The organism is Streptomyces catenulae, assembly GCF_000718015.1.
Taxonomy (GTDB): domain Bacteria; phylum Actinomycetota; class Actinomycetes; order Streptomycetales; family Streptomycetaceae; genus Streptomyces; species Streptomyces catenulae.
Map to the genome: position 1 here is coordinate 379,355 of NZ_JODY01000001.1, position 25,273 is coordinate 404,627.

The 25,273-nt window shown below is 73.9% G+C and carries 24 protein-coding genes; 9 read left to right on the forward strand and 15 right to left on the reverse strand.

Translation table 11 applies throughout. The annotated features are described in order from the left end of the window. Positions 1–110 precede the first annotated feature (110 nt). Positions 111–884: a TetR/AcrR family transcriptional regulator gene (locus IF23_RS0101685; protein ID WP_030278940.1), complete on the forward strand. Its 774-nt coding sequence runs from the start codon at positions 111–113 to the stop codon at positions 882–884. 38 nt (positions 885–922) lie between these two features. Here the strand turns inward: IF23_RS0101685 and IF23_RS0101690 are convergent, their stop codons facing one another. Then, entirely contained in the window at positions 923–1,573 is a 651-nt protein-coding gene (locus tag IF23_RS0101690) for a LysE family translocator (RefSeq protein WP_030278941.1), read from the reverse strand. A gap of 159 nt (positions 1,574–1,732) precedes the next feature. Continuing rightward, positions 1,733–2,494, reverse strand: a complete 762-nt coding sequence (locus IF23_RS0101695) for a maleylpyruvate isomerase family mycothiol-dependent enzyme (RefSeq protein WP_030278943.1) — start codon at positions 2,492–2,494, stop codon at positions 1,733–1,735. Positions 2,495–2,797: 303 nt separating this feature from the next. Between IF23_RS0101695 and IF23_RS0101700 the strand changes: the two genes are divergently transcribed. After that, complete coding sequence (locus tag IF23_RS0101700) at positions 2,798–4,027, forward strand: ROK family protein (RefSeq protein ID WP_030278945.1); 1,230 nt, start codon at positions 2,798–2,800, stop codon at positions 4,025–4,027. Positions 4,028–4,408: 381 nt separating this feature from the next. Continuing rightward, positions 4,409–4,798: a PPOX class F420-dependent oxidoreductase gene (locus IF23_RS0101705; protein WP_030278947.1), complete on the forward strand. Its 390-nt coding sequence runs from the start codon at positions 4,409–4,411 to the stop codon at positions 4,796–4,798. Between the two features lie 65 nt (positions 4,799–4,863). On the opposite strand, the gene IF23_RS0101710 is transcribed toward IF23_RS0101705, so the two are convergent. The 5 genes from IF23_RS0101710 to IF23_RS0101730 all read right to left on the reverse strand — a co-directional run bounded on the left by IF23_RS0101710 (position 4,864) and on the right by IF23_RS0101730 (position 8,419). Continuing rightward, a complete protein-coding gene (locus tag IF23_RS0101710; protein ID WP_245654855.1) occupies positions 4,864–5,835 on the reverse strand; it encodes a phosphotriesterase family protein in 972 nt (323 codons plus the stop codon). Continuing rightward, positions 5,832–6,416 (reverse strand): DUF4865 family protein, encoded by a 585-nt coding sequence (locus IF23_RS0101715; RefSeq protein WP_030278951.1) that lies wholly within the window; start codon positions 6,414–6,416, stop codon positions 5,832–5,834. Before IF23_RS0101715 ends, IF23_RS0101710 begins: the two co-directional genes overlap by 4 nt. Positions 6,417–6,449: 33 nt before the next feature. Beyond that, positions 6,450–7,100: a TetR/AcrR family transcriptional regulator gene (locus IF23_RS0101720; RefSeq protein WP_051739085.1), complete on the reverse strand. Its 651-nt coding sequence runs from the start codon at positions 7,098–7,100 to the stop codon at positions 6,450–6,452. 158 nt (positions 7,101–7,258) lie between these two features. Beyond that, on the reverse strand, positions 7,259–7,765 hold the full coding sequence (locus IF23_RS0101725; protein ID WP_030278954.1) for an ATP-binding protein: 507 nt from the start codon (positions 7,763–7,765) through the stop codon (positions 7,259–7,261). 366 nt (positions 7,766–8,131) lie between these two features. Beyond that, complete coding sequence (locus IF23_RS0101730; protein WP_030278956.1) at positions 8,132–8,419, reverse strand: hypothetical protein; 288 nt, start codon at positions 8,417–8,419, stop codon at positions 8,132–8,134. A 240-nt stretch (positions 8,420–8,659) separates the two neighbouring features. On the opposite strand from IF23_RS0101730, the gene IF23_RS0101735 reads away from it, so the two are divergent. After that, positions 8,660–9,835: a PLP-dependent cysteine synthase family protein gene (locus tag IF23_RS0101735; protein ID WP_030278957.1), complete on the forward strand. Its 1,176-nt coding sequence runs from the start codon at positions 8,660–8,662 to the stop codon at positions 9,833–9,835. A 29-nt stretch (positions 9,836–9,864) separates the two neighbouring features. On the opposite strand, the gene IF23_RS0101740 is transcribed toward IF23_RS0101735, so the two are convergent. From IF23_RS0101740 to IF23_RS0101750, 3 genes are all read right to left on the reverse strand, one after another. Then, positions 9,865–10,347: an SRPBCC family protein gene (locus IF23_RS0101740; RefSeq protein ID WP_030278959.1), complete on the reverse strand. Its 483-nt coding sequence runs from the start codon at positions 10,345–10,347 to the stop codon at positions 9,865–9,867. A 275-nt stretch (positions 10,348–10,622) separates the two neighbouring features. Continuing rightward, on the reverse strand, positions 10,623–11,474 hold the full coding sequence (locus IF23_RS0101745) for a DeoR/GlpR family DNA-binding transcription regulator (protein ID WP_030278961.1): 852 nt from the start codon (positions 11,472–11,474) through the stop codon (positions 10,623–10,625). Between the two features lie 160 nt (positions 11,475–11,634). Then, the gene (locus IF23_RS0101750; RefSeq protein WP_030278963.1) at positions 11,635–12,267 is read right to left on the reverse strand and encodes an AAA family ATPase; all 633 of its coding nucleotides are present in this window, start codon (positions 12,265–12,267) and stop codon (positions 11,635–11,637) included. A 273-nt stretch (positions 12,268–12,540) separates the two neighbouring features. Here IF23_RS0101750 and IF23_RS0101755 point away from each other — a divergent pair, with 273 nt between their 5' ends. After that, positions 12,541–14,982, forward strand: coding sequence for a hypothetical protein (locus tag IF23_RS0101755; RefSeq protein WP_030278964.1), 2,442 nt, complete (start codon positions 12,541–12,543; stop codon positions 14,980–14,982). On the opposite strand, the gene IF23_RS0101760 is transcribed toward IF23_RS0101755, so the two are convergent. The 4 genes from IF23_RS0101760 to IF23_RS0101775 form a co-directional block, all read right to left on the reverse strand. Continuing rightward, positions 14,952–17,396: a right-handed parallel beta-helix repeat-containing protein gene (locus IF23_RS0101760; RefSeq protein WP_030278966.1), complete on the reverse strand. Its 2,445-nt coding sequence runs from the start codon at positions 17,394–17,396 to the stop codon at positions 14,952–14,954. The two genes, IF23_RS0101755 and IF23_RS0101760, sit on opposite strands and share 31 nt — an antisense overlap. Before the next feature lie 232 nt (positions 17,397–17,628). Continuing rightward, positions 17,629–18,234 (reverse strand): Rv1733c family protein, encoded by a 606-nt coding sequence (locus IF23_RS0101765; protein WP_245654856.1) that lies wholly within the window; start codon positions 18,232–18,234, stop codon positions 17,629–17,631. A gap of 208 nt (positions 18,235–18,442) precedes the next feature. Continuing rightward, positions 18,443–19,267, reverse strand: coding sequence for an MOSC domain-containing protein (locus tag IF23_RS0101770; protein ID WP_030278970.1), 825 nt, complete (start codon positions 19,265–19,267; stop codon positions 18,443–18,445). 66 nt (positions 19,268–19,333) lie between these two features. Then, positions 19,334–19,780 carry a DUF6643 family protein gene (locus tag IF23_RS0101775; RefSeq protein WP_030278972.1) on the reverse strand — a complete coding sequence of 149 codons (447 nt, stop codon included), beginning with the start codon at positions 19,778–19,780 and terminating at the stop codon, positions 19,334–19,336. Between the two features lie 286 nt (positions 19,781–20,066). Between IF23_RS0101775 and IF23_RS0101780 the strand changes: the two genes are divergently transcribed. After that, positions 20,067–21,416, forward strand: a complete 1,350-nt coding sequence (locus IF23_RS0101780) for a TerD family protein (protein WP_030278974.1) — start codon at positions 20,067–20,069, stop codon at positions 21,414–21,416. Positions 21,417–21,431: 15 nt separating this feature from the next. Here the strand turns inward: IF23_RS0101780 and IF23_RS0101785 are convergent, their stop codons facing one another. After that, positions 21,432–22,580, reverse strand: coding sequence for a glycosyltransferase (locus IF23_RS0101785; RefSeq protein ID WP_030278976.1), 1,149 nt, complete (start codon positions 22,578–22,580; stop codon positions 21,432–21,434). Between the two features lie 138 nt (positions 22,581–22,718). Here IF23_RS0101785 and IF23_RS0101790 point away from each other — a divergent pair, with 138 nt between their 5' ends. The 3 genes from IF23_RS0101790 to IF23_RS0101800 all read left to right on the forward strand — a co-directional run bounded on the left by IF23_RS0101790 (position 22,719) and on the right by IF23_RS0101800 (position 24,735). Beyond that, positions 22,719–23,516, forward strand: coding sequence for a glutamate racemase (locus tag IF23_RS0101790; RefSeq protein ID WP_030278978.1), 798 nt, complete (start codon positions 22,719–22,721; stop codon positions 23,514–23,516). 90 nt (positions 23,517–23,606) lie between these two features. After that, on the forward strand, positions 23,607–24,212 hold the full coding sequence (locus IF23_RS0101795; RefSeq protein ID WP_030278980.1) for a hypothetical protein: 606 nt from the start codon (positions 23,607–23,609) through the stop codon (positions 24,210–24,212). 31 nt (positions 24,213–24,243) lie between these two features. Next, the gene (locus IF23_RS0101800) at positions 24,244–24,735 is read left to right on the forward strand and encodes an NUDIX hydrolase (protein WP_030278982.1); all 492 of its coding nucleotides are present in this window, start codon (positions 24,244–24,246) and stop codon (positions 24,733–24,735) included. Positions 24,736–25,273 lie beyond the last annotated feature (538 nt).

Here is a 25,273-nt window from a genome sequence, read left to right on the forward strand (position 1 = left end):
TTGAGATCAGTGTGCATGAATGGTCCGCAGGAAGGCAAGAGCAGTGCTCTCGGTTTGGTTCACCGGTCGCCTTGTGGTGCGGTGATCCGAGGGATGGCAGACTCCTTGCCATGACGGCGATCCGAGGGGCCAGGGAACGGGCCCGCAGCGAAATCACCGCGGCCATCAAGGACGAGGCCCGCGCGCAACTCGCGGCCGAAGGTGCCGCCAAGCTCTCCCTGCGCGCGGTGGCCCGCGCCCTGGGAATGGCCTCCTCCGCGCTCTACCGCTACTTCCCCAGCCGCGACGACCTGCTCACCGCCCTGATCCTCGACGCCTACCACGCGATCGGCGCGGCGGCGGAGGCGGCGGATCCCGCCACGGGCGGAGCGGGCGCGAGCGGACCGGCCGAGTCCGGCGGGACGGGCGCGGCGGGCCGCCCGGAGACGCCCGGACACCTTGAGCGCTGGGTCGCCGTCTGCGGCGGGGTCCGCGCCTGGGCGCTGGCCCATCCGCACGAGTACGCCCTGCTCTACGGCACACCCGTCCCCGGCTACCACGCCCCGCAGACGACCACCGCACCCGCCGGACGGGTCGCCCGCGCCCTCATCGCCGTCGTCGGCGACGCCCACGCCGCCGGGGCGCTCCACGAGCCGCCGGGACCGCTGCCCGAGGAGGTCGCGGCCGATGTACGCGCCCTCATGACGGAGCTGGACATCGAGCTGCCCGCGCCCGTCATGGCTGTCCTGGTCGCGACCTGGGCCCAGCTCTTCGGCCTCATCAGCTTCGAGCTGTTCGGCCAGTTCCACCGGGTGGTGGAGGAGCGCGACGCCTTCTTCGCCCATACGACCCGACGGCTGGCGGAGGGCGTGGGGCTGACCGCGGAGCCGGGCGGCGCCGCCTGAGCCGACGGCCGTTCTCCCCGGGGCGGGCTACGCCGCGGTCAGCGCAGGGCGACCGCGGCGCCCGTCCGTTCGGTGGCGATCTTGACGGCGAAGACCGCCAGCGCGGTGCCCATCACATAGCGGTGCAGGCGCTGCCAGAGCGGGTGCCGGGCGAAGAATCCGGCGACCGATCCGGCCGTCACGATGAAGAACGCGTTGCCCGCGACCCCCACCGCGATCTGGACCAGCCCCAATATCAGCCCCTGCAGACCGACATGGCCGCGCTCCGGGTCGACGAACTGCGGCAGCAGCGAGATGTAGAGGATGGCCACCTTGGGGTTGAGCAGGCAGGTGAGGAAGCCCATCAGGAAGAGCTTTCGGGGCCTGTCCGGTGTCAACTCCTCGGTCGTGGCGGCGGATCGGCCGCCCGGCCGGACGGCCTTCCAGGCCAGCCAGAGCAGATAGCCCGCCCCGGTCAGCTTGATCGCCAGGTAGATCTCCGGCACCAGCGCGAAAACGGTGGCGATACCGGCGGACACCGCCAGGAGATAGACCAGGAAGCCGAGGAAGACCCCGGCGAGCGAGATCAGTCCCGCCCGGCGGCCCTGGGCGATCGAGCGGGAGACCAGGTAGATCATGTTCGGCCCCGGCGTCAGCACCATGCCGAACTCCACCGCGGCGATCCCCGCTATTGCTCCCAGCCCGATCACAGCACAACCCCCGTACACGCGTTCCTCCGGACGCCACGCAACCTAGCAGCCCGCGATCATGCGCCGATCCGTGTTCTCCTTCCGCCGCTCGCCGGGGAGACCGTGGGCAACGGGCCGCCGTGCTGCGCGCGAGGCGGCCGCCTCCCTCCCGGCTCCCCGTCAGATCCCGCCGCGCTCCTCCCAGAGCCGGACGAGGCTCTCGTCACCCTTGACCTTCAGGTCCTTCCAGGGGGCGCGGTTCCACAGGGCGAGGTAGAGCGCCTCGGCGGACCCCTCGACGCTCAGATCGGCCGATGCGGCCGCCTCCGTGTCGGTGCCCTCCCCGGCGGACCGCACGGTGCGCGGCGGCGCCTCGGACAGCTGGACCGTCCACTCCGCATCGGCGGCGTCCGTCGCCCGCACCCGCAGCGTCTTCGGCTCCGTGGTGCGCACCCGGCTGCGCTTCTGGCTGTGGACCCCGGCCAGTATCTCGTCGATGCCGTCCGCGGCGAACGCACGCGGCAGCGGGGTGAGGGGGGCGCCCAGAGCCTGCTGCGCGTCGGCACGGTGGACGGCGGTCTCGTGCGCCTGCCGACGGGCCCAGAAGGCGAGCGGCGACGGGGCGGGCAGGAACGTCCACGCGGTGAGGGATTCCGGCGCCTCGTGCAGCGCCACCACCAGGTGGTGATGGCCCTCGCGCAGCCACGGCACCAACTCCTCGTCGGTGAGGTCCGGCGCGGCTTCCGGCGTCGACGGCTGCTCCAGACCCTCGGTCACATACCGCGTGGCCCAGCGGTGTACCCGGCCCACGTGGAGGACCAGATCGCGCATCCGCCACTCCGGACACGCCGGAATCGGGGCCTCGGGTCCGGCCTCCTCCGCGGCGGCGGCCAGCAGCGCTCCGTCCAACCGCAGTGCTTCGACGAATTCGGTGATCTCCATGGCCCCGAGTCTGCCAGTCACCACTGACAACGGAACCCGGCGCCCCCGCTCACCCGCGGTGATCCCACCGCCTGTGACCGGCGCCGATGCCCGTTTCGGGACTCCCCGCCCGTCACCTGTCTTCCCCGCCCATATCCACATCTACGGCGCAGAGGCTCCCGGCGTGATCGGCCTTCTGGCGGCGGCGCGTTGGCCTACTTCGAGGGCCTCCGACCGGGGGCGGCGGGGGACCGCGCGCCTCGAATCCGGCACGGGGGACCCACCGTGTTTTGTTCCGACGCGGTACAAAGCCAGAATGGAGGCGTGACCCAGACTCGGACAACCAGGCTGGAGCGGGGCCGTGCCTCCCTCGGACCCGCACTGGAGCTCGTACACACCGGACGCGCCCCCACCCGCGCGGTCCTCACCTCGGAACTCGGCGTGACCCGCGCGACTGCCGGAGCCGTCGCGGCGGAGCTGGAAGTCCTCGGCCTGATCACCGTCGACTCCCGGCCGACCGCCTCCGCCGGTTCCCAAGGGAGGCCGTCGCACCGCCTGTTCGTCAACGAGCGCGGCCCCGTGGTGCTCGCCGCGCAGATCCACGCCGACGGCTTCCGCGTCGCGCTGGTGGGACTCGGCGGGCGCATCGTGGCCACCACCACCGGCAGCGGCACCATCTCCGCCGACCCGGCCCATGTCCTCGCCGAGGCGGTCGGCGCGGGCGCCGGACTGCTGCGCGAGACCGGCCGCCGCTGCCTGGGGGCGGGCCTCGCCGTGCCGTCCGCCGTCGCCGAACCGGACGGCGAGGCGCTGAACCCGCTCCACCTCGCCTGGCCCGCCGGTGCCCCCGTACGTGAGATCTTCCAGCGCGCGCTCGCCGATGCCGCGATCCCGGGCGTCACCGAGGCGATCGGGTTCAGCGGCAACGACGTCAACCTTATGGCCCTCGCCGAACACCGCCACGGCGCCGGACGGGGCGCCCGGGATCTGCTCTGCGTCGCCTCCGGGCACCGGGGCGTCGGTGGCGCCCTGGTCCTCGACGGGCGCCTGCACAGCGGAAGTTCGGGCCTCGCCCTGGAGGTGGGCCACCTCACGGTGCACCCCGAGGGCGCGCCCTGCCACTGCGGCAGCCGGGGCTGTCTGGACGTCGAGGCCGACCCGCTGGCCTTCCTGAACGCGGCCGGACGCACCCCGGGCCCCGAGGGCTCACTGCTCCATCAGGCCGCCGACCTGCTGCGCACCGCGTACGGCGATCCGGCCGTACGCGCCGCCGCCGACCTCCTCATCGACCGCCTCGGGCTGGGCCTGGCCGGGCTGGTGAACATCCTCAACCCGGACCGCATCATCCTCGGCGGACTGCACCGCACGCTTCTGGAGACCGACCCGGAACGGCTCCGCGCCGTCGTCGCCGACCGCAGTCTGTGGGGCCGCAGCGGCGGCGTTCCGATCCTGCCCTGCGGCCTCGACCACAACAGCCTCGTCGGCGCCGCGGAACTCGCCTGGCAGCCGGTGCTGGACGACCCGCTGGTCGTGCAGGAGGAGCGTCGGGCGTAGGCGGATCCGTCACTCCCACCGGTCCTGTGCGGAGCGCTGCCCGAAAAGCCCGCCGAGGCCGCCGCAACTCGCCGTGTGCGCAGGTGGGAGAGCCGGGAGGGCCGCCAACCACCCGCTCCGGAAGGCCGGTTGTCGGTGATCGATCGGCGGCGTTGTCAGTGGTGCCGGTTACGTTGTGTGACATGAAGAACGCGCGAACGAAGCAGGCGGCCGCATCGAGTCAGCCGCACAGGTCGGACCGGCCGGGCCACCTACCCCGGTCGAACGGCACAGGGGTGCGCCCGGGCGGTCACGGTCCCGCCGGGCCGTGCGGCGCGACCCAGCCGCCACCCGGGAGCCCGGCGCCGCCGCTTCGCCGCCGTGCGCCCGTAGGCTGCCGCCATGATTGCCGAAGCCGTGGCCCGCAGCCCTTACGTCAGCCTCGTCACGTACCGGCGCAGTGGCGCCCCGGTGGCGACCCCGGTGTGGGCCGTCGCCCAGGGGGACGAACTGCTGGTGTGGACGCGCAGCGACAGCGGAAAGGTCAAACGGCTGCGCCGCGACACCCGGGTGACGGTCACCCCGTGCGATGTACGGGGCAACCTCACCGAGGGTGCGGAGACCCTCGAAGGCACCGCCCGCCTCATGGCGGAACCCCAGGGGCTGGCCCGGGTGCGACGCGCGATGGCAGGCAAGTACGGACTGCGCTTCCGCATCCTCGACACCGGTGGCGCGCTGCTCCGCCGGGGCAAGCGGCCCCATGTGGGCATCGCCGTCACCTTCCCCCGCTGAGCCTCCGGGGCACCCAACCGCCGACCGCACTCCATGCCCCCACCCGGCCGCCCGCCGGACGACGCTCAGCCGTCGGCGGTCCGGCGCCCGCCGCCCTCCGAAGGCCATACGGCGGCGAATGCCCGGGCCGGATTGACAGTCAGCATCCGGGTCACCAACTCCGGGCCCAACACCTCTGCCAGCCAGTGGCGTTGGCGGCGCAGCAGATGCGGCATACCGGGCCCGCCGTTCACCGACCGGGCGGCGGCCGTGGTGGTGTCACCGCCCAGCAGGAGCTGCGCGCCGTGCCCCGCGTCGGCGAGCGCCCGGAGCGCGTCGGGCAGCCGCCAATCGGTGGCGTGATGCGCCCGCGAGGGCCCGTCGAAGGCCAGGAACGCGCCCGTCCGCGCGGCCCGGCGCAGCATGCCGGGGTCGGGAAAGCGGTTGAGGTGCCCCAGGATCACCCGCCGGGGCGGCACGCCGTGCTCGTCGCAGAGCAGCTCGACGACGTCCTCCGCAGCGGTGCCCGCCTCCAGGTGCACACCGACCACCGCCCCCGTCGCGTGGTGCGCCTCGGCCGCCGCGGCCATCGTCCACCGGGCGTGTGCGTCCACCCCGTGGAACCCACCGGCCACTTTGATCATCCCGGCGCGTACCCCGGTGTCCCCGATGCCCTCGGTCAGCTCGGCCACGAACAGTCCCGCAGGATCCGTCCCCACCCGCGCCAACACCTCCGGCGCGTAGTGCACGGCCTGGTGCAGCCCCGTGGCGACCACCAGCCGTACCCCCGAATCCCGTGCGAGGCGGGGCAGTTCCTCGGCGCCGCGCCCCATGCCGTGCGGCGTCCACTGGATCACCGCGCCGCCACCCGCCGCCCGGAAGGCGGCGAGTTCGGCCGCCGCGGCCTCCGGATCGGTCAGCTCCTGACCCGGCAACCGCGGGCTGCGGAGGAAGAGATGATCATGCGCATCGCACACCCCCAGGGCCTCGGGTGCGAGGTCGCCCTGCACCGTACGGACGGCGGCGCGGCCCGCTACCGCAGGGGTCGGCACCGTCACCACAGCCGCCCTTCGCCCAGCGCGCCGATATCCGGCGCGGAGAGATGCAGCACCTGGTAGCGGTCACCGGCGTCCTCGGGTGCCTCGCCCGTCCAGAGGGTGACGTGCACGATCTCCCAGTCCGCGGGGGAGTACGCCATCGCCGTGGTGTGCACCCCGGAGGTCCGCGCCAACTGCTCGTGTCCGGCCGCCGCTTCGGCGAACGCCGTACCCGGGTCGGCGCCCTCGGGCAGCCGGACGCTCCGCAGCGTGTAGGCGCGCGGCACGGTCCCCACTTCGGGTCCCGCCCGGTGGAAGAGCCCCTGCCAGTGCCGGACCGGCGGCCGCCCGAAGTCGCGGATCACGCCACGGAACCCGTCACCGGCCAGGAAGCGGTTCATCGCCCGTGGGTCCGCCCAGAGATAGAACGGCGCATACGCGTTCACCGGAGAGCCGTCGATGCCCCGCACGCGCATCCCGTACGCCTTGAGACCGAGCCCGTCGAAGTCGTCCAGCAGATGTCCCCGGGTGCGCACCCGGTTCCGGATGATCTCCATGTCGTAGTCGGCGGGAAGGGTGCGGGCGTACTGCATGGCGTACATGACGGGCTCCCGGGACGGAGTGAGGTGCGGTTGTCAGCGGATGGACCGGTGCCCGGCGGGGCCCGTCGGGTAAGCCGTCGGGCCCGTGGTGACCTGCGCGGAGAGGAGGGCGAGCAGGCCCCGGACGGCGGCGTCGAAGGGCGCCGGGTCGTCCGCGGCGCGGGCCAGGACATAGCCGCCCTGGACGGTGGCGGCAACGGTCGCCGCGAGCGCCGCCGGGTCGGTCCCGGCGGCCAGCTCACCGGCGCGCACGCCCTCGGCGATCACCTCGGCGATCCGGGCGCGCAGCCGGTCGAAGAGGGCGTCCAGCGGGCGGCGCAACTCGGCGCTGCACGCCACATCACGGTCCTGCGTCATCCGGCCGATCGGACAGCCGCGCAGCACCTGCCGCTCGCGCAGCAGATAGGCGGCGACCTTGTCATAGGCCGTGCCAGGGCCCGAAAGGCATGCGTCGGCCGAGGCCCACAGCTCCTCGGCGCTCCGCTCGATGGCGGCCAGCGCCAGCGCGGCCTTGCCGTCGAAGTGGTGGTACATGCTGCCCTGCCCGACACCGGCCCGCTCCAGGATGGCCTTCGGGCTGGTGCCCACGTAGCCGCGTTCCCACAGCAGTTCCTGGGTGCTGCGCACCAGCCGCTCGCGGGTGGGGACGGATCCACGGTCTCCGCCGCTGCCGGAATTCCTCATACCGCGAATGTACATACCAGTAGTTACAGAAACAAGAATGGGAGTGGGGCGGGACAGGTGGCGAGGGCGGCGCAGAAGGCGCAGGCGGGCGGGACCCGCAGATCGGTCGGGGTCGCTTTCCGGCCTCCGCGGGGCGGGCCGCTCGGGCCGGAAAGCGTTCAGCCGACCCCTGCGCCCCGTATCCGGGCGTGTGGGTCGGCTGCGGTCCAGGTGTGTTCCAGTGGGGCGCCGGTCCAGGGAGGTGGAGCGGGCACCCGCTCCTGGGGCGCGAGGGTCAGCGCGGGCAGCGTGAACCACACGACCTTTCCGGCGCCGTCCGGGCGCACCCCCCAGCTCTCGCTGAGCGCGGCGATCAGGGCCAGACCACGCCCGCAGGTCTCCCAGGTACCGGCGGCCCGCAGCTGCGGCAGGCGCGGATCGTGATCGTGCACGGAGACCGTCAACTGGTCTATCAGCACGCAGAGCTGAACGGTGCACCGCTTGCTGGGGCGGGCGTGCCGGTGCACATTCGCGAGAAGTTCGGTGAGGCCGAGCGTGGCCGTGTCCACCAGGGGATCGAGGCGCCAGTACCGCAGTTGGGCCGAGATGATGCGGCGCACCTGTCCGATGCGGGCCGGGAGGGCCTGGAGCTCCACCGTGCAGTGTCTGCTGGGCTGCCTGATCACGACGCGACTCCCTGACGAGGCCGGGCGTCCCGCGGGGCGGGGCGAAGACCGAAACCGGCAACGCCCGCCGTACACCGCAGCGTCATCGCCGGTGAACCCTCAGTGATACACGTCCAGGGTCGGCCCGGAACGAGGCCCCCGCAACCGCAGCCCTGCCGCGCCGCCGCCCTCCGTACACGCCCCCGGCGCACGGAAAGCGCCGCGCGCCCCTTCCGGGGCGGTGTCCGCGGCCCCGTACGCGCCGCCACCGGCCGTCCCCCGAACGGCGCAGCGGCTGGACGCGGGCCCGGGTGTTCCTCGGGCGCGCGGGCCGGACGGCCCGGCCGGAGGCGGAGCCGTCAGGGGAGAACCGGTCGTCCGTGGAGCTCAGGTCCGCGGGGTGTGGGCCGCCTGTACCGCGTCGAGGAAGCGGTCGGGCGCACCCAGGGTCAGGGAGTAACGGTTGCCGTTCAGGCGGGCCAGGGCCCGGTCGCGGGCGGCGAACAGGGGCTTGTGCACCTGGACCGCCCGGAGTGGCGCACTGTCGATCTCCTTGCCGTAGCTCGTCAGCAACGCGAGCCTGCCGTCCCGGATCACGACCTGCCCCGCCCGGGTCAGGGACCGCAGCGATCGTTCGATGTGCACACCCGTCGCATTGAACTCGGGCTCGGCCATGCCCGCCACCTCCTCGCCATGGGCAGGTGCCCCTCACCGCCCCCTATGGGGGCAGTGTGCACGGCCTTCGCGCCGGGCACCAGTGCCTCCGGGGCCGGTCCGTGCGAACACCCGTCACCCAGGCTCTCCTTGGGGCCTCCCAAAGATGCGTTTATGCAGGTGAGAAGCGTGCGCGAGGTGGTTATAGTCGAAATCGGCCCGCCTCTCCGTACGGGCTCACAACCCTTGAGGAGCGCTCCGGTGAGCACCGCACAGCAGCCGCACACCCCGCACCGCGCCGGCGCCGACGGCGCACCGCAGGCGGCCGTCCACGCACCGACACCGACCGTCGACGTCGACCACACCGATCCGGACTACCGCGACTGGCTGAAGGAAGCCGTCCGCAAGGTCCAGGCGGACGCCAACCGCACCGCCGACACCCACCTGCTGCGCTTCCCGCTCCCCGAGGAGTGGGGCATCGACCTCTACCTCAAGGACGAGTCGACGCACCCCACCGGCAGCCTCAAGCACCGCCTCGCCCGCTCCCTCTTCCTCTACGGGCTGTGCAACGGCTGGGTCCGCCCCGGCAAGCCCGTCATCGAGGCGTCCAGCGGCTCCACGGCCGTCTCCGAGGCGTACTTCGCCTCGCTGATCGGGGTGCCGTTCATCGCGGTGATGCCGGCGACCACCAGCCGCGAGAAGACCCGGCTGATCGAATTCCACGGCGGCACCTGCCATCTCGTCCAGGACCCGCGCACCGTCTACGACGTCTCCGCGCAGCTCGCGGCGGAGTCCGGCGGCCACTACATGGACCAGTTCACCTACGCCGAACGGGCGACGGACTGGCGCGGCAACAACAACATCGCCGAATCGATCTACGAGCAGCTACGCCTGGAGCGCTACCCCGAACCTGCCTGGATCGTCGCGACCGCGGGCACCGGCGGCACCTCCGCCACCATCGCCCGCTACGTCCACTACATGCAGTACGACACCCGCATCTGCGTCCCCGACCCGGAGAACTCCTGTTTCTTCGACGGCTGGCTCACCGGCGACGCCTCGGCGCACTGCGCGACCCCCTCCCGGATCGAGGGGGTCGGCCGCCCCCGGATGGAGCCGAGCTTCGTGCCCGGCGCGATCGACCGGATGATGAAGGTCCCCGACGCCGCGAGCATGGCCGCCGTACGCGCCCTGGAGACGGCCATCGGCCGCAAGGCGGGCGGCTCGACCGGCACCGGTCTGTGGAGCGCCCTGAGGATCGTCGCCGAGATGCACGCCGCCGGACGGACCGGCTCCGTCGTCACCCTGCTGTGCGACCCGGGCGACCGCTACCTCGACAAGTACTACTCGGACGACTGGCTCGCCGCCCAGGGCCTGGACATCGCACCGTACGCCCGCACGATCGACACCTTCCTGAGCACGGGCGTCTGGCCCGACTGAGCGCGGACGGCCCGGTCCGCCCGGGGCGGTCAGCTGCCGTTCGCCGCCCGGGCGAGCCGCCGGTCGAGCGCCCGGGCCGACACCCGGAAGGCCCGGCCCAGACCCGGCCGCGCCAGCAGCAGGACGAGGCGCAGCGGCCCCGGTCCGTCGGCGGCGAACGTCCACCGCAGCCGGGTGCCGTCGCCGTCCGGGGCGAGCCGCCAGTCCTCCAGCAGGGCGCGGAGCCCCGGGGCGTTGGTGCGGTCCACGCGGTAGGTGTAGCGCGTCTCCGCCTCCGTGGCCAGCACCGTTTCCAGGAAGCGGGTGCCGCCCGTCAGCCGTACCTCCCGGCCCGCACCACCGTCCGTCGGTACCGCCTCCGCGACCCCGGTGAACCAGCGCGCCCACCCTTCGGCGTCCTCCGCCAGCGCCGCGTACACCGCCGAGGGTGGCGCACCGAGCCGGGCGGAGAAGGTCAGCCGCAGCGGCGCGGACCGGGCGAAGTCCAGTTCTACGGGGCGGAGCCGACGCATGGAGCAACCCCCAACGGGTCGAGCGGTGTGACAGCGCGGACACCACGGGCCGCCCGCGAAGCCCGGCCCCCGGTGGACCGGCGTCGCGGATCCTAGGGGCCCCGGCCGCAGATGTCTGCGGTGTCGCGCCCGGAAAGCCGTACGTCCGTCCATGCCGTATGTCCGCCTGTGCCGGACGTACGGGTCAACTCCGCCTCTCGAAGGGCGTTAACTGGCCGATATCTGGCGCCAGTTGGCGTCCGTTACCCCGTGGCAGGTGTGCGGGAACCGGCCCATCACTCTTCTCCCTCGGTGTCCTGCCACGGCTCGCCCGCGACCACCAGCTCCGGCGGCAGCTCCGCGAACCGCTCCCGTGCCTCAGGGGTGAGACCGGCATCGGTCACCACCACGTCGACCTGCTCCAGCGAGGCGAACGAACTCAGCGCCACCGTGCCCCACTTGGTGTGGTCGGCGACCACCACGACCCGCCGTGCCGAGCGCATGAAATGACGGTTGGTCTCCGCCTCCGCGAGGTTCGGCGTGGACAGCCCCGCCTCCACCGATATGCCGTGCACCCCGAGGAAGAGCAGATCGAAGTGGAGGGTGCGGATCGCGGCATCGGCGACCGGTCCGACCAAAGTGTCCGACGGGGTCCGCACCCCGCCCGTCAGGACCACCGTCGCCGCACCGGCGTGGGGCCCCGGGCCGCCGCTCGCCGACGCCCGCTGCGCGGTGTAGAAGACATCGGCGACCCGCACGGAGTTGGTCACCACCGTCAGATCCGGCACGTCCACCAACTGCTGGGCCAGTGCATAGGCGGTGGTGCCACCGGCCAGGGCGATGGCGCTGCCCGGGGCGACCAGCTGCGCCGCCGCCAGCGCGATGTCCTCCTTGGCGCTCAGCTCCAGCGCCGACTTCGCCTCGAAACCCGGCTCGTGCGCACTGGGCTCGCCGACCGGGACCGCGCCGCCGTGCACCTTCTCCAGCATGCCCTGCCGGGCCAGCGCGTCCAGATCGCGGCGGACCGTCATGTCCGAGACGCTGAGTCTGCGGGTGAGTTCGTTGACCCGCGCGCCGCCGCGCCGCCTGACCTCTTCGAGGATCAGGGCCCGCCGCTGCTCGGCCAGCAGATTCTGGTTGTCACTCACCCCGGCCCGTCCCTTCCGCCCAGCTCACCGGCGTGTCACCTGCGCTCCGCCGCCCGTTCCGATCGTTCTGCTCATCCTCGCACGAGCCACCGACAACGCCGTCGGACGCGCGCGCCACCTGCTCCCAGCGGGTGGGGGAGGGGCCGCGCGTCCGGTCCGTTCAGTACAGCCGGATGTGCCGCAGCCCCGTCCACACCCGGCGGAGCCCGCCCCGTACCGGGCCGTCGGTGTTCGGTGTGAGGGTCAGCCCCGCCGAGGCGGCGACGCGGTCGGCGACCTGCGGGACCGTGATCCGATCGGTCCAGAGGTGCTCGGCGAACTCCGGCCCCCGCAGCCGCTCCAGGCACAGGTCGAGCTTGCCCATCGCGAAGCTGTCCCGCCGCAGCTGCCCCTCCTTGACGACTTCGAGGCGCACGATCTGCCCCAGGCCCCGCTCCCGCAACCGCCGCACCACCGTCTCGCGCTCCGCCAGCAGCGCGAAGTGCCGTACGTCGTGGCCGCGTTCCCGCAACCGGCCGACCGTTTCGGCGAAGTACGCCGGTTCGATGACGGTCATCGGGGCGATCACCGGACCGGGATGGCGGGAGAGCGCCAGGTCGAGGACCTCGTACACCCCCTGCCGCCAGGCCCGGAAGTCCTGGAAGTCGCCGCGGATGCCCCGCGGGGTCATCCGGTGCAGGCCGAACCCCACCTCTTCCGGATCGCAGACCACGCTGCCGGGCAGCCGCCGCCGGATCTCGAACGCCGTTTGTGTTTTGCCGCCCCCGAAAGGGCCGTTGAGCCACAGAAGCATGGGTCGACCCTAGAGCGCCGCCCGCCGGAAAGCTCGGAGCGGACGGGTGGAACGGGCCGCTCCGCGGAGTGGCGGGGAGGTGTCGCGCGCGGCGTGGCAGGCGCGGGCGGCAGCCGGTCGGGAGGTACGGAATCGGGCCTCCCCGGGGCCACGGGGGTATTTATCGGACGAAGGGCACTCTTTCGGGAAGGGAGTGCAACTCCTCGGCGGGGAAAGGTGATCCTTGTGTGAGACCTGGCGCCGCCCGGCGCCGCTCGGACCACGGGGGACACAGTGGAGACCGCGGACACGACACCGCACGCACAACCGCCACGCACACACGACACCACGGACACCACCGCCGACCGACCACCGCAACTCGCCCTGGAACTGTTGGTGCACGGCGTCGGCGGCACCACACCACAGGCCATGCTCGGCGAGCCCCGCACCACCCTGATCACCGGCGACGACACCGCGGCCTGCTACCGCCGCAGTGAGGACGCCGACGCGGAGCAGCACCCCGAGGACTACCGCGACGCCCCGGTGCGCGAGGCGTACTGCTGGTCCAACCTCACCTCCGGCAACGGCGCCCGCGCCCTCTGGCTCATCCTGCTGCCCTTCATGGTCGCCAACCTCGCCCACTGGATGCGCCCCGCGGGCCCGCCCCGCCACCCCGCCCACCGCGTCTACGACATCCTCGTCCGTGCCCTCGCCCTCAGCCTCACCGTCCTGCTGACGGCCGCCGCCTGCGAGATCGCCCTCGACCTCACCGCCTGGCAGTGCGCCGGAACGGCCTCCTGCGTCGCCGGCAGGTCCTGGATGGGCTTCGTCAGCCCCGCCCAGGGCGGCTGGTGGAGCCTGCCCGGCCGCCGACTGGTCCTCGCCGCCGCCCTGCCGCTCCTCGTCATCGCCCTCCTGACCTGGCTCTCCCACCGCACCTGGAGCGCCTACGAATCGGCGTCGCCGCCGCCCCGCCGCCCCGGCACCTCCCGCAACACCCCGCCCGACGAGCGCACCGCCCTCAGCCTCGACGGCTTCTGGTACGGCCGCCGCGTCGTGGCCCGGCTGCGCACCGCCCACACCACCGCGGGCGTGCTGACCGTCGCCGCCGCCGTGCTCTGCGCCGTCCGCACCACCGACGCCCGGAGCGGCGCCGGATCCGTGTTCACCGTCACCGGTGACGTCCTCGCCGTCCTGCTCGCGGCACTCGCCGTGACCACCCTCGCCGTCGTCGGACGCACCGCCCGCAGCGAGGCGGTGCCCGACGACGACCGGGACCGCGCCGTCGTCCGCGCCCTGCCCTACGCCGCCCTCGGCGCCTTCGCCCTGACCGCCGGGTACGCCGCGTGGCAGCGCCCCATGACCACCACCTCGGGCGCGCTGCCCGGCGTCACCGGCTTCGGGATCCTCACCGTCCTCCAAGGCGCCCTGGTCCTCGCCCTGGTGCTCACCGCCCGGGTCCTGCACCGTGCCTCCCGCGGCGACGCCCGGGCCGCGCTCAAGGGCATGGGCGGCCCCGCCGTCGCCCTGCTCGCCTGCGCGGTCGGCGGCGTGCTGTCCGGGGGAGCGGCCCAGCGGTTCGCCGACTGGATCGACGGTGACGCCACCCCGGGCGAGCCCGGAGCCGTCATGGCCGGGCCGCCGGTGCTGCTCTCCTGGCAGGCGTCGGTCATCCCCGTCCTGCTGCTCGTCGTGGTCGCCGTCGCCCTGCTCGCCGCGCTGCGGGTGCGCACCGTCAGCCGCCGCGTCGCCGCCGACGTCCCCGGTCTCTACGACGACCGGGAGAAGCCCGACGCCTGGCTCACCGGAAAGATCGCCGGAACCATCGCCCGCGCCGGACTCACCGACTCCGCGCCCGTCCTGGTCGCCGCCACCGCCGCCGTCACCCTCCTGCTGGGCGCCGGTGCCGTCCTCGGCGCCTGGTGCACCGGCCGCGCGCCCGGCCCCGCCACCGAAGGCGCCCCGCCCGCCGTGCACGCCGCCGCCGAGACCGCGTCCGCCCTCGGCTCCTGGCTGATGGGCGCCGGGGTGATACTCCTGCTCGCCACCGGACGGCGGGCCTACCGCGACCGCTCCGCCCGCCGCACCATCGGCATCCTCTGGGACGTCGGCACCTTCTGGCCGCGCGCCGCCCACCCCTTCGCGCCCCCCTGCTACGCCGAGCGTGCCGTCCCCGACCTCACGTGGCGGATGGCCACCTGGACCGAGCGGTTCGACGGACGGCTGGTGATCTCGGGCCACTCGCAGGGCAGCGTGCTCGCCGCGGCGGCCGTCTGGCAGCTCGACCTCGTCACCCGCAGCCGCGTCGCCCTGCTCACCTACGGATCACCGCTGGAGCGCCTCTACGGCCGCTGGTTCCCCGCCTTCTTCGGTCCGGCGTTCCTGACCGGTCTCCACCGCGAGATGGACGACTGGCGCAACCTCTGGCGCTTCACCGACCCCATCGGCGGCCCGATCCGCCTCACCACCGAGGAAGGACAGCGCATCGACGAGGGCCCGCTGCGCGACCCGCTCACCCTGGGCCGCTCCCTCCAGCACCCGCTGCCCGCCCAGATCCTCGGCCACGGCGACTACCAGGCCGATCCGGTCTTCGACCGGGTCCGCGGCGAACTCCTCGCCCGCCTCGGCACGGCCCTGCCGGGCCAGCGCGCCACGACGACGCCCGCCCCCGGAGCACCGGAGACGGGCGGCGATCCACGGACGGCTCAGGGAAGTTCGGGGAGGTCCTCGGGGTAGAGCAGGGCGAGGTCGTCGGTGCTCGGGTCGGTGAGCTGCGCGACCCGGCCCGCGTGCCGCTCGACCATCGCCTCGAAGGTCTGCCGCGCCGTGCGGCCGTTGCCGAACGAGGGGCCCTTCGGGAGCGCCGTGAAGTACTTCAGCAACGCCTCGTCGGACCCCTCGCCCAGCCGGTACTCGTGCTCCTCGCCCTGCTGCTCGACTATGCGCAGCAACTCCTCCGCGCCGTAGTCGCCGAAGGTGATGGTCCGCGAGAAGCGGGACGCCACACCGGGGTTGACGGCGAGGAAGCGCGCCATCTCGACGGTGTAACCGGCGACGATCACCACCACGGCGTCCCGGTGGTCCTCCATCAGCTTCACCAGCGTGTCGATGGCCTCCCGGCCGAAGTCACGCCCCGAGTCCTCGGGCGAGAGGGCGTACGCCTCGTCGATGAAGAGCACCCCGCCGCGCGCCCGGTCGAACGCCTCCTGGGTGCGGATCGCGGTCGAGCCGATGTGCTCGCCCACCAGGTCCACCCGCGACACCTCGACCAGATGCCCGCGCTCCAGCACCCCCAAGGAGGCCAGGATCTCGCCGTACAGCCGGGCGACGGTCGTCTTGCCCGTGCCGGGGGAGCCGGTGAACACCAGATGGCGGCGGGCGGAGGCGGCCTTCAGGCCCGCCTGCTGGCGCCTGCGCCCCACCTCGATCATGTTGATCAGGCTGCGGACCTCCCGTTTGACGCTCTCCAGCCCCACCAGGGTGTCGAGTTCGCCGAGCACCTCCTCCGACGGCCGCCGCGGCGCCTCGGGCTCCGCCTCCGCGGGCGCCGCCTCCGGACGCGCGGTGGCCTGCGCCGGGACCCCGCCCAGCAACCCGGTGGTCGTCTGCGTCGCCTGCTGCACCGACGGTGCCGCCCCGGTGGACGGCGTGGGCGCCGCGGTCCGGCTCTCGTCGCTGGTGCAGTCCGTGACGGTCGGGCCGCCGGTGCCGTCGCCGGACGCCCCGTCGGCGAACTCGTAGCCCCCGCGGGCGCACCGCTCCGTACGGCAGCGGGTCAGCGTGGTGCGGCAGCCGTCGATGATGTGGAAGCCGAAGCCGGAGCTGCCGGTCACCCGGCAGCCCTGGAAGGTGCCGCGGCCCTCGGCCGAGACGTAGAAGCCTGCCTCGGTGGGCGAGCCGACCGTGCAGCCCTCGACGGTGGGGTCGGCGCCCTTGGTGACGATGACGCCGGTCTGCGCGCCCTCGATGACGCAGTTGGCGAGGGTGCCGCCGCTGCCGTGGTCGCGGAACCACGCACCCGTCGCCGCCTCGCGTATCCGGCAGTCGTCCAGCTGCACCGTCGCACCGTCGCTGACCGACACCGCGGTGTTGCGCACCTGCGACAGATCGCAGTCGACGACATCGGCGCGCGAACCGCGGTCGAGGACGAAGAGCGCGTCGGGCACATCGTGCACCCGGGTGGCGTCCAGCACCGCCGTCGCGCCGTCGCTCACCCACACCGCGGGGTAGTCGCCCGTGCTGTCGTGGATCTCGCACTGGTTGGCGTCCACCCGGGTGCCCGGGTCCCACACCGACAGGCCGTTCCGTCCGAAGTGCCGCACCGTGGAGCGGGTCAGGGTGAGGACCGAGCGGGAGCGGAGATCGACGGCGTTCTCCGGGATGTCGTGGATGTCGCAGTCGGCGAGGGTGAGCACCGCATCGGTGTCGAGGGTGACGCCGTCGGCCGAGGTGCGGTGGACGGTGCAGTCCGTCAGATGCCCGGTCGCGCGCGAGGCGACCTGCACGCCGGTGCCCTTGATCTCGTAGATCTCGCAGCCCACCGCCTCCAGGGCGCTGCCCTCGCCGTGCAGCGACAGACCGGCGCCGGAGGCGTGGTGGACCCGGCAGTTCTCCAGCCGCGGATGGGCGCCGCCGCGGACCGCGACCCCCGCCTGCCCCGCGGCCACCACCTCGCACTCCTCGAAGACGCCGCCCGCGCCGTCCAGCACGCTGATGCCGACGCCCCCGGCGTTGTCGACCGTGCACCGCCGAACCGTCGGCCGCGCCCCGCCGCGCACCTCGACGCCCGCCGCCGAGCGGGTCACCACCCGCAGGCCCACCAACTCCGGCGCGCAGTCCTCCACCAGGACGGCGGGCGACGCCGAGTCCGTCGCCTCCAGGTGGAGATCGTGGACGGTCGCGGACGCCCGTACCGTCAGCGCGACGCCGTCGGCCGGGACGATCCGCACCGAGCCGCGCGCCCCGTCCGGGCCGCGGAGCGTCACCGCGCGCTGCAACACCAGATTCTCGCGGTACGTCCCCGCCGGCACGGTCAGCACATCACCGTCCCCCGCGGCCTCCAGCGCTGCGGAGAGCGAGCTGTACTCGCCGGTGCGGCGTCGCCAGCGGGATGTTCCGGAGTGCGTCACCTGGACCGAGCCCTGTGCCATGGTGCTGTCGTGCCCCCACCTCGTGCGGCTGTTGACGGCCCGGCAGGTTCCGTCCGCTGTTGTCCGCATACGGGTGCCCGGGCCCCAGCCGAGTGGCTGGCTGCACCACCGTAGCGCGCTCGGCGGGCGGTAGTTGACGAGGTCGGACAGCGTCGGCGGGACACGGGGACGCACGGACGCACGGGCCCGGCGCAGACGTCGCAGGTGTGCGCCGCGGGGCTCCGGAACGGGGTCAGTTACCGGCGTCCGCGCGGCCCCAGGTCTGCCCCGCGCGGGCCCACGCCTCGTCCCAGCGGCGGTAGCGGCGCACCATCAGCCGCCGCACCGCCAGCCGACGGGCGCCCTCGATCAGCCCGCCGACGCAGGCGGCGACGCCGAGCCCGGCCAGCGTCGCATGGGTGGCGGCGGTGGACTCGTCCATCGGGCGGGGGATGACCATGCCGCGGTCGTCGGTCCAGATCCGGAAGCGGTCGCCGGGCTCGACGGGGCGGGGCGCGCCGATCCGGCCGGTGCGGGGGCTGCCGTCCCACGCCGTCCACCGGGCGACGACCCGCAGATGGGAGTCGCGCCGCGAGGACGTCTCCGGGTCCGGGTCCATCGGGGCGCGGGTGGCGAGACGGTCGACGGTGGCCCACACCAGATGGCGGTGGGCGGCCTGGGAGCGCACCGTCGCCAGCAGGGTGTCGTGCACCGCGCCGCCCGTCCGCAGGCCCGCCAACGGCGCTCCCAGCGCGATCAGCAGCACGGCGAGCACGGTCAGCAAGGACTCGACGTGGTCGGTACGGCGGCGCAGCGGGTTGCACCACCGTGCGCGCAGACCGGGTTTCACTGGCTTCACCGGGCCCCCTCTCCGACTCCTTGAATACCCCATCCGACGCCGCTCGTGCGCGGCTTCGGCCCACCACGACCGGCGTTCCGGCTCATCTCCGCGGCCCGGCCGGGCGCCGGAGGCCGTACGGCGCGCGGGCGCGCACCGTCCCGCGGCGTCCTGTGCCGAGCGCCCCGAGGCGGCCGTACGGCCTGTGCCGACGCCCGGTCCGGGGGCGTCAGCCGAGTATCTCGAAGGGGTCGCCGACGTGGATGGTGCCGGTGTTCCGCGGGATGAGGTTCTGGCCGAAGACCGGGCGCTCGGAGATGCGGTGGTGGCGCGCGAGGGTGCGCAGCGGCTCCTTGCCGCGCTCGGCGGTGTGCTGGTCGGTGGTGGTGACGACGCACCGGCTGCTGGGCTTGGCGACGTCGAAGACCACGGCGCCGATCCGCACGCTGCGCCAGGAGTCCTCGGCCCACGGGGTGGTGCCGTCGACGACCGCGTTGGGACGGAAGCGGTCCATCGGCAGCGGGCCCTCGTCGGGGTGATCGCCCTGGGCGATGAGGGAGTTGAGGGCGTCCAGGGACGCGGTGGTGGTGAGCAGCAGCGGATAGCCGTCGGCGAAGGAGACGGTGTCGCCCGGCCGGGAGTACTCCGGATCGACGGGGCGCCGCTTGCCGGGGGCGTCGAGGTGCACCAGCTCCACCGGCATCTCCAGATACCGGCTGAACCACGCGGCCGCGGCGGAGCCCGCCGGGACCGCCTCGACCTCGTCCCGCCAGATCCCGACCGTGATCGTCCGGTCGGGCTCCGGCACCTCGACGGTCAGCGGCTCCATCCCGGGCGCGGTGAGCCGCACGCCGCCGTCCGGCAGGCCCTCGGCGGCGGCCAGTGCCAGCTTGGGGTGCGGCCGCTGGGTCACCAGTCGGCGTCCGGCGTCGACCAGCATCCAGCGGCGGTCCCCGGCGAGGCCCCACGGCTCGACGACCGCTTCGGCGGGACCGGCCCCCGCAAGTGACTTGACCGGGTACAGATGAATGTCACGCAGCACTGGCTCGGGCATGTCCCCATCCTGCCAGCCACCACCGACAGCCGACCCGGGAGTCCGGTCCCGCACCCCCGCTCCGGGTCAGTAGCCCCGGGGCTGGTACGAGCGGCCGTACGGGTCGTCGTACGGGGCCGGGCCGCGCTGCGGGGCCGGGGCGACGGGGGCCGCCGGGCGCATCGCCTCGTAGCCGGTGCCCATGGGCGGGCGCGGCGGCTGCGGGGCGGCCGGATGGCTGCGGGTGACCGCCTGCTGCGGGATGTACGGCGCAGGCGTGTGCTGGAGCGGGGCGACCGGCGCGGCGGCACCGGGGTAACCCGCTCCGGGCGACGGATGCGACGGGGCGGCGGGCAGTGCCGCCGGGAGCGCCGGAAGGTACGACGAGCCGGTGTCGTACGGTGCCGGGTTGACCCGGATCGGGGCGATCTGCGGCGTCCCGCGTTCGGCGACGAGACTGTCGTAGATGGGGGTGTCCGGGAAGGACGGCGAAGCGTAGTAGCCGCCGCCGTAGGTAGAGCGGGGGGAGGTCATACCTCTTAAGTTAAGCCCACGATGTGCCGATTGGGGAGCCTGGAATGCGGGTTGTTTCGCGGGGCGGTGGTGACCTCCTGCCCGTAATGGTGGCTAAATGGTGAAAATCGGTCGAGATCGACCGTAGAAAATGCGTAAAGACCTCGCTTCTCGCAGGTGAACAGGGGACGTTCACACCTCGTTCCGGCCAAGTAGGTTGGGTACAGGCGTGACTGACGGGGCGACCGGCGGGACGGAAGTGTTCCGTGAGGTCGGTGGGGTGCGGGAAAGCGAGAAGGGTGCCGAGATGGCGATGCTCAAGGGCGGGAACGTTCCGGTGACGGCGGGGGCCGTACGGATCGAGCTGGGGTGGCGGGCCGCGCCGGGGGTGCCGGGCGTCGACGCCTCCGCCCTGCTCCTCTCCTCCGGACGGGTGCGCGACGACGGCGACTTCGTCTTCTACAACCAACCGGTCCACGCCTCCGGCGCCGTCCGGTACGAGGGCGGGAACGGCTCCGGCGACGCGCGGACCGACACCCTCGCCGTCGACCTCGCGGCCGTCGACGGCGCGGTGGACACCGTGGTGCTCGCCGCCTCCGCCGACGGCGGCACCTTCGGACAGGTGCCCGGCCTGTACATCCGGGTGCTGGACGCCGCGGGCGGCGCCGAGCTGGCCCGCTTCGACAGCGCCGACGCCACCGCCGAGACCGCCTTCGTCCTCGGCGAGCTCTACCGCCGCCAGGGCGGATGGAAGTTCCGCGCCGTGGGACAGGGGTACGCCACCGGCCTCGCGGGCCTCGCCACCGACTTCGGCATCAGCGTCGAGGCGGAGCCTGCGCAGCCGGTCGCCCCGGCGCCCCCGGTGGCGCCTCCCGCCGCCCCCGCGGGCCCCGCATACGGAGCTGCCCCGGGCGGCCCGTACCCGGGAGCGGCGCCCGCGCCCGTGGGCCCGCCCCCGCCCGTGCCTCCCGCGGCCCCCGCTCCCGTCAGCCTCACCAAGGTCACGCTGACCAAGGAGACGCCGTCCGTCTCGCTCACCAAGCAGGGCGGCACCGGCGGGGCGATGCGGGTCAACCTCAACTGGACCGGCGCCGGGGCCGCCAAGCGGTTCGGCAAGAAGCTCGGACGCAAGGCCATGGAGGCGCTCGGCGCACGCGGCGCGATGCTGCCACCCGGCGGCGACCTCGACCTCGATCTGTGCGCCCTCTACGAACTCACCGACGGCAGCGCCGGGGTGGTCCACCCGCTCGGCAACAGCTTCGGCGCGCTGCACGCCCCGCCCTACATCCAGCTCGACGGCGACGACCGCACCGGCGCCGTCGCGACCGGCGAGAACCTCACCGTCAACCTCGACCACCAGGACCGCATCCGCCGCATCCTGCTCTTCGTCACCGTCTACGCCGGTGCCCGCAGCTTCGAGGGGCTGACCGCCTCCGTCACCCTCCAGCCGCAGCATGGCGCGCCCGTCGAGTTCACCCTCGACGCCTGCACGGTGCCCTCGACGGTCTGCGCCCTCGCCCTGATCACCAACACCGGCGGTGAACTCGTCGTCCGGCGCGAGGCCCGCTACCTCGTCCCGGAGCCCGGCGTCAGCCCGCAGCGCACCGTCGACCACGCCTACGGCTGGGGCCTGAAGTGGTCGCCCGCCACGAAGTGACCGGCGGCGCGGCCCTCACGGCGCGCCGTACGTCCGGCCCTTCCACGCCGCCCCGCGGCCCCGGTGGTGGCGCAGCGCCGAGTCCACCGTCATCAGCAGGTACAGCAGCGCGGTGAACGGCAGCAGCGGCGCCGTCCACCACGGCTGGCGGTAGTACCGCACCATCGGCAGGAACGTCCCGCACATCACCGCCCACGCCGCGCCGCCGCACCCCGCCGCCACGGCGCCGCCCGTCACCGCTCCCGCCAGCAGCACGGCGGGCGGCGCCAGATACACCAGCGCCAGCCCCAGCACCGTCCCGAGCAGCAGCGACGGCCGGTGGCGCAGCTGGGCGTAGGCGCTGCGGGCGACCATCTGCCACAGCTCGGCCAGTCGCGGGTACGGCCGCACGCTGTCCACCCGCTCCGCCAGCCCCAGCCAGATCCGCCCGCCGGACCGCTTGACCGCCCGGGCCAGCGACACGTCGTCGATCACCGCGCCCCGGATCGACTCCGGGACGCCCGCCCGTTCCGCGGCGTCCGCCCGTAGCAGCACACAGCCACCGGCCGCCGCCGCGGTCCGCGCGCCCGGCCGGTTCACCCACCGGAACGGGTAGAGCTGCGCGAAGAAGTACACGAACGCCGGGACGATCAGCCGCTCCCAGGGCGTGGCCACCCGCAGCCGGGCCATCTGCGACACCAGATCCAGCCGCGCCGACCGTGCCGCCGCCACCAACTCCCGCAGACTGTCCGGCTCATGGGCGATGTCGGCGTCCGTCAGCAGCAGATACTCCGCGTCCGTCCGCTCCCGGGCCAGCGCGATGCCGTGGCGTACCGCCCAGAGCTTGCCGGTCCAGCCGGGCTCCATCGGGCCGGGGGAGACGACGGTCAGCGGCAGTCCGCCCCGCTCGGCGGCGAGCGCGCGGGCCAGCGTGCCGGTGCCGTCCGTGCTGCCGTCGTCGACGAGGAAGATCTCGGCCCGGCCCGGATACTTCTGCGCCAGCAGCGACGGCAGGCTCTCCGGCAGCACCCCGGCCTCGTCCCGGGCGGGCACCACCACGGCCACCGGCGGCCACCGCTCCGGCTCCGTACGGGCAGGCAGCCGGACGTCCGTACGCCAGAAGAAGCCCTGCCCCAGCAGCAGCCACACCCACGCCGCCAACGATGCGGCACCGATCCACTCCATCGCTCCCACGGGCCGCAGTCTGCCGCACGGCGGGCCCGGTGGCGGGGTGTTCCGGGCGCCCGGCGGGGCGGCGGCGCGCCCGTCCGGAGCGCCCGGTGCGGTATGACAAGTCGGGCACCCGACGAGTAGGGTGCCCGGGTGAAGATCGCGCTGATGGACTCCGGTACCGGCCTGCTTCCCGCGGCCGCCGCGGTGCGCCGGCTCCGGCCGGACGCCGATCTCGTCCTCTCCACCGACCCCGACGGCATGCCCTGGGGTCCGCGCACCCCCGACGACATCGTGGCGCACGCGCTGGCCTGCGCCCGCGCCGCCGCCGCACACCGTCCGGACGCGCTGATCGTCGCCTGCAACACCGCCACCGTGAGCGCCCTCCCCGCGCTCCGCGCCGAGCTGGAGCCCGGCATCCCGGTCATCGGCACCGTCCCGGCGGTCAAGCCCGCCGCGCTCTCCGGCGGCCCGGTCGCCATCTGGGCGACCCCGGCCACCACCGGCAGTCCGTATCAGCGCGGGCTGATCGAGCGGTTCGCCGCGGACGTGGACGTCACCGCCGTGCCCTGCCCCGGTCTCGCCGACGCCGTCGAGGCGGCCGACGAGCGGGCCGTCGCCGCCGCGGTCGCGACCGCCGCCGCCCGCACCCCGCACGGCGTCCGCGCCGTCGTCCTCGGCTGCACCCACTACGAGCTGGTCGCCGACGCCATCCGCGGCGCCCTCCAGCAGCCCGGCGCGCCCGCCCTCGCGCTGTACGGGTCGGCCGACGCGGTCGCCGCCCAGGCGCTGCGGCGGATCGGCGCCGCGCCCGCGCCGGACGCCGCGCCGACCGGCACCCTGCACATGATCGAGAGCGGCCGCCCCGGCGCGCTGCCGTCCTTCGCCCTGGCGTACGCCGAGGGCAGGCTGCTGGCCCCCGGAGCCGCCGCCCCGGCCGGACGCCGCTGACCGCACCGGAGCGCGGGCCCGTCCCCGGGACCCGCTGACGTGGCGGGCGACACGCTGCCCGCGGCCGGGAAGGCGCGTACGCTGCGTGGCATGAGGGACCACCCCCACGACGGGGCAGCCGCCCCCGACGCGCACCCCCACCCCTCCGGCTCCGGCGACGACGCCCATCTCTCCGGCGCGCACCCGCAGATCCCCGAGGTGTGGCACGGCAGCGCCACCAACCGCGTCCAGTGGCTGCTGGCCGCGATCGGTGTGGCCTGTCTGGCGCTCGGTGTCCAGCTGGCCGTCGACAGCCGGTGGACCTCCTCGGTGGTGCCGCTGGTGATGGCGGTGGTCGGCTGTGTCGCGGCCGGTCTGCTGGTGCTCTTCGGCACGCTCGCCTTCGTCCATGTCGACGTCCGGGTCGACCGGGAGTCCATGGAGGTGCGCTGCGGGCACATCGGGGTGCCGCGCCGCCGTATCCCGCTCTCCGGGGTCGTCGGCGTCGAGACGGCGCCCTGGGTCACTCCGCGCCACTGGGGCGGCTGGGGCTACCGCTGGCGTCCCGAGCAGGGCATGGCCATCGTGGTCCGGCGCGGTGAGGCGGTGGTCCTCACCCTCCGCGACGGCCGGACCTTCACGGTCACCGTCGACGACGCCGAGGGCGCGGCCCGCTGCATCCGCAGCCGCATCCCGGCCCCCACGGCAGCCTCCTAGGAGCGGCCGCCCGTTCCTCTACAGTGCAGACATGGCAACCCCCGACTTCATCCGTGACCTGCGAGCCACCATCGGACATCGGCTGCTGTGGCTGCCCGGGGTGACCGCCGTGGTCTTCGACGACGACGGCCGGGTGCTGCTGGGCCGCCGGGCGGACACCGGCAACTGGTCGGTGATCGGCGGCATCGCCGAGCCCGGTGAGCAGCCGGCGGCGGTCGCGGTCCGCGAGGTCTTCGAGGAGACGGCGGTCCGTGTCGTCCCCGAACGCGTCGTCCTCGTCGAGGCGCTGCCCTCGCTGACCTACCCGAACGGCGACATCTGCCAGTTCATGGACACCACGCTGCGCTGCCGTGCGGTCGGCGGCGAGGCGCGTGTCAACGACGACGAATCGCTGGACGTGGCGTGGTTCGCCCTGGACGCCCTGCCGGACCTGGAGGAGTTCGCCCTGACCCGGATCCGCCGCGCGGCGGAGGAGGGCGAGGCGTGGTTCGAGGGACGGGGCGAGGTACCGGCGCTGTCGTAGGACGCGCCGCCCGCGGCGCCTCCCGAGGCGTGGCCAGGGCAGCGCCCGGAACCGTGCGAGGGGGCGGCCCTCGGCCGTGAGACTGCCGAGCGCCGTGCCCTCGTAGGCGATCCGGCGGGGCGTACAACTCGGGGGCCCGGCCGTGCGGTTCGCATGGCCCGGTCGCGCGGCGGGCGTCGGCTGATGCTGCCCGTCCGCCGTCCTCCTGTCCTCCCCGTTGACCTCGATGAACCGGCGCCTGGCGGGGGCGACCCGCGCGGTTCGTGAAGCCGGAGCACGATCACTCTTCAGAAGGCGGGCATCCGGCTGCCGGGGCGGTCGTGGCCCGCACCCTGCCACCCTGGTCACCTGGGCGGCGGCCCGCCCCCCTCACACCCTGATCTGTCCGGGACAGAGCCGTCTGCGGAATCAACGAATTGCGAAAATAAGCAATTCCTTACATGCTGTGTCCCGTCGTGCCCGTAGGTAGCCGCGGGCACGACGCCCAACGAGTGCCCCGTCCGTGCGGGGCAAAGCGAGCGAGGGTGGCTGTGCTGGT

Excerpts from the sequence above, each read along its gene's own strand:
- IF23_RS0101750 (WP_030278963.1), bottom strand. The coding sequence starts at position 12,267 with ATGCTTCTGTGGCTCAACGGCCCTTTCGGGGGCGGCAAAACACAAACG.
- IF23_RS0101800 (WP_030278982.1), top strand. The coding sequence starts at position 24,244 with ATGGCAACCCCCGACTTCATCCGTGACCTGCGAGCCACCATCGGACAT.
- IF23_RS0101785 (WP_030278976.1), bottom strand. The coding sequence starts at position 22,580 with ATGGAGTGGATCGGTGCCGCATCGTTGGCGGCGTGGGTGTGGCTGCTG.
- IF23_RS0101720 (WP_051739085.1), bottom strand. The coding sequence starts at position 7,100 with ATGAGGAATTCCGGCAGCGGCGGAGACCGTGGATCCGTCCCCACCCGC.
- IF23_RS0101715 (WP_030278951.1), bottom strand. The coding sequence starts at position 6,416 with ATGTACGCCATGCAGTACGCCCGCACCCTTCCCGCCGACTACGACATG.
- IF23_RS0101705 (WP_030278947.1), top strand. The coding sequence starts at position 4,409 with ATGATTGCCGAAGCCGTGGCCCGCAGCCCTTACGTCAGCCTCGTCACG.
- IF23_RS0101760 (WP_030278966.1), bottom strand. The coding sequence starts at position 17,396 with ATGGCACAGGGCTCGGTCCAGGTGACGCACTCCGGAACATCCCGCTGG.
- IF23_RS0101775 (WP_030278972.1), bottom strand. The coding sequence starts at position 19,780 with ATGACCTCCCCCCGCTCTACCTACGGCGGCGGCTACTACGCTTCGCCG.
- IF23_RS0101795 (WP_030278980.1), top strand. The coding sequence starts at position 23,607 with ATGAGGGACCACCCCCACGACGGGGCAGCCGCCCCCGACGCGCACCCC.
- IF23_RS0101730 (WP_030278956.1), bottom strand. The coding sequence starts at position 8,419 with ATGGCCGAGCCCGAGTTCAATGCGACGGGTGTGCACATCGAACGATCG.
- IF23_RS0101695 (WP_030278943.1), bottom strand. The coding sequence starts at position 2,494 with ATGGAGATCACCGAATTCGTCGAAGCACTGCGGTTGGACGGAGCGCTG.
- IF23_RS0101770 (WP_030278970.1), bottom strand. The coding sequence starts at position 19,267 with ATGCCCGAGCCAGTGCTGCGTGACATTCATCTGTACCCGGTCAAGTCA.
- IF23_RS0101685 (WP_030278940.1), top strand. The coding sequence starts at position 111 with ATGACGGCGATCCGAGGGGCCAGGGAACGGGCCCGCAGCGAAATCACC.
- IF23_RS0101740 (WP_030278959.1), bottom strand. The coding sequence starts at position 10,347 with ATGCGTCGGCTCCGCCCCGTAGAACTGGACTTCGCCCGGTCCGCGCCG.
- IF23_RS0101780 (WP_030278974.1), top strand. The coding sequence starts at position 20,067 with ATGGCGATGCTCAAGGGCGGGAACGTTCCGGTGACGGCGGGGGCCGTA.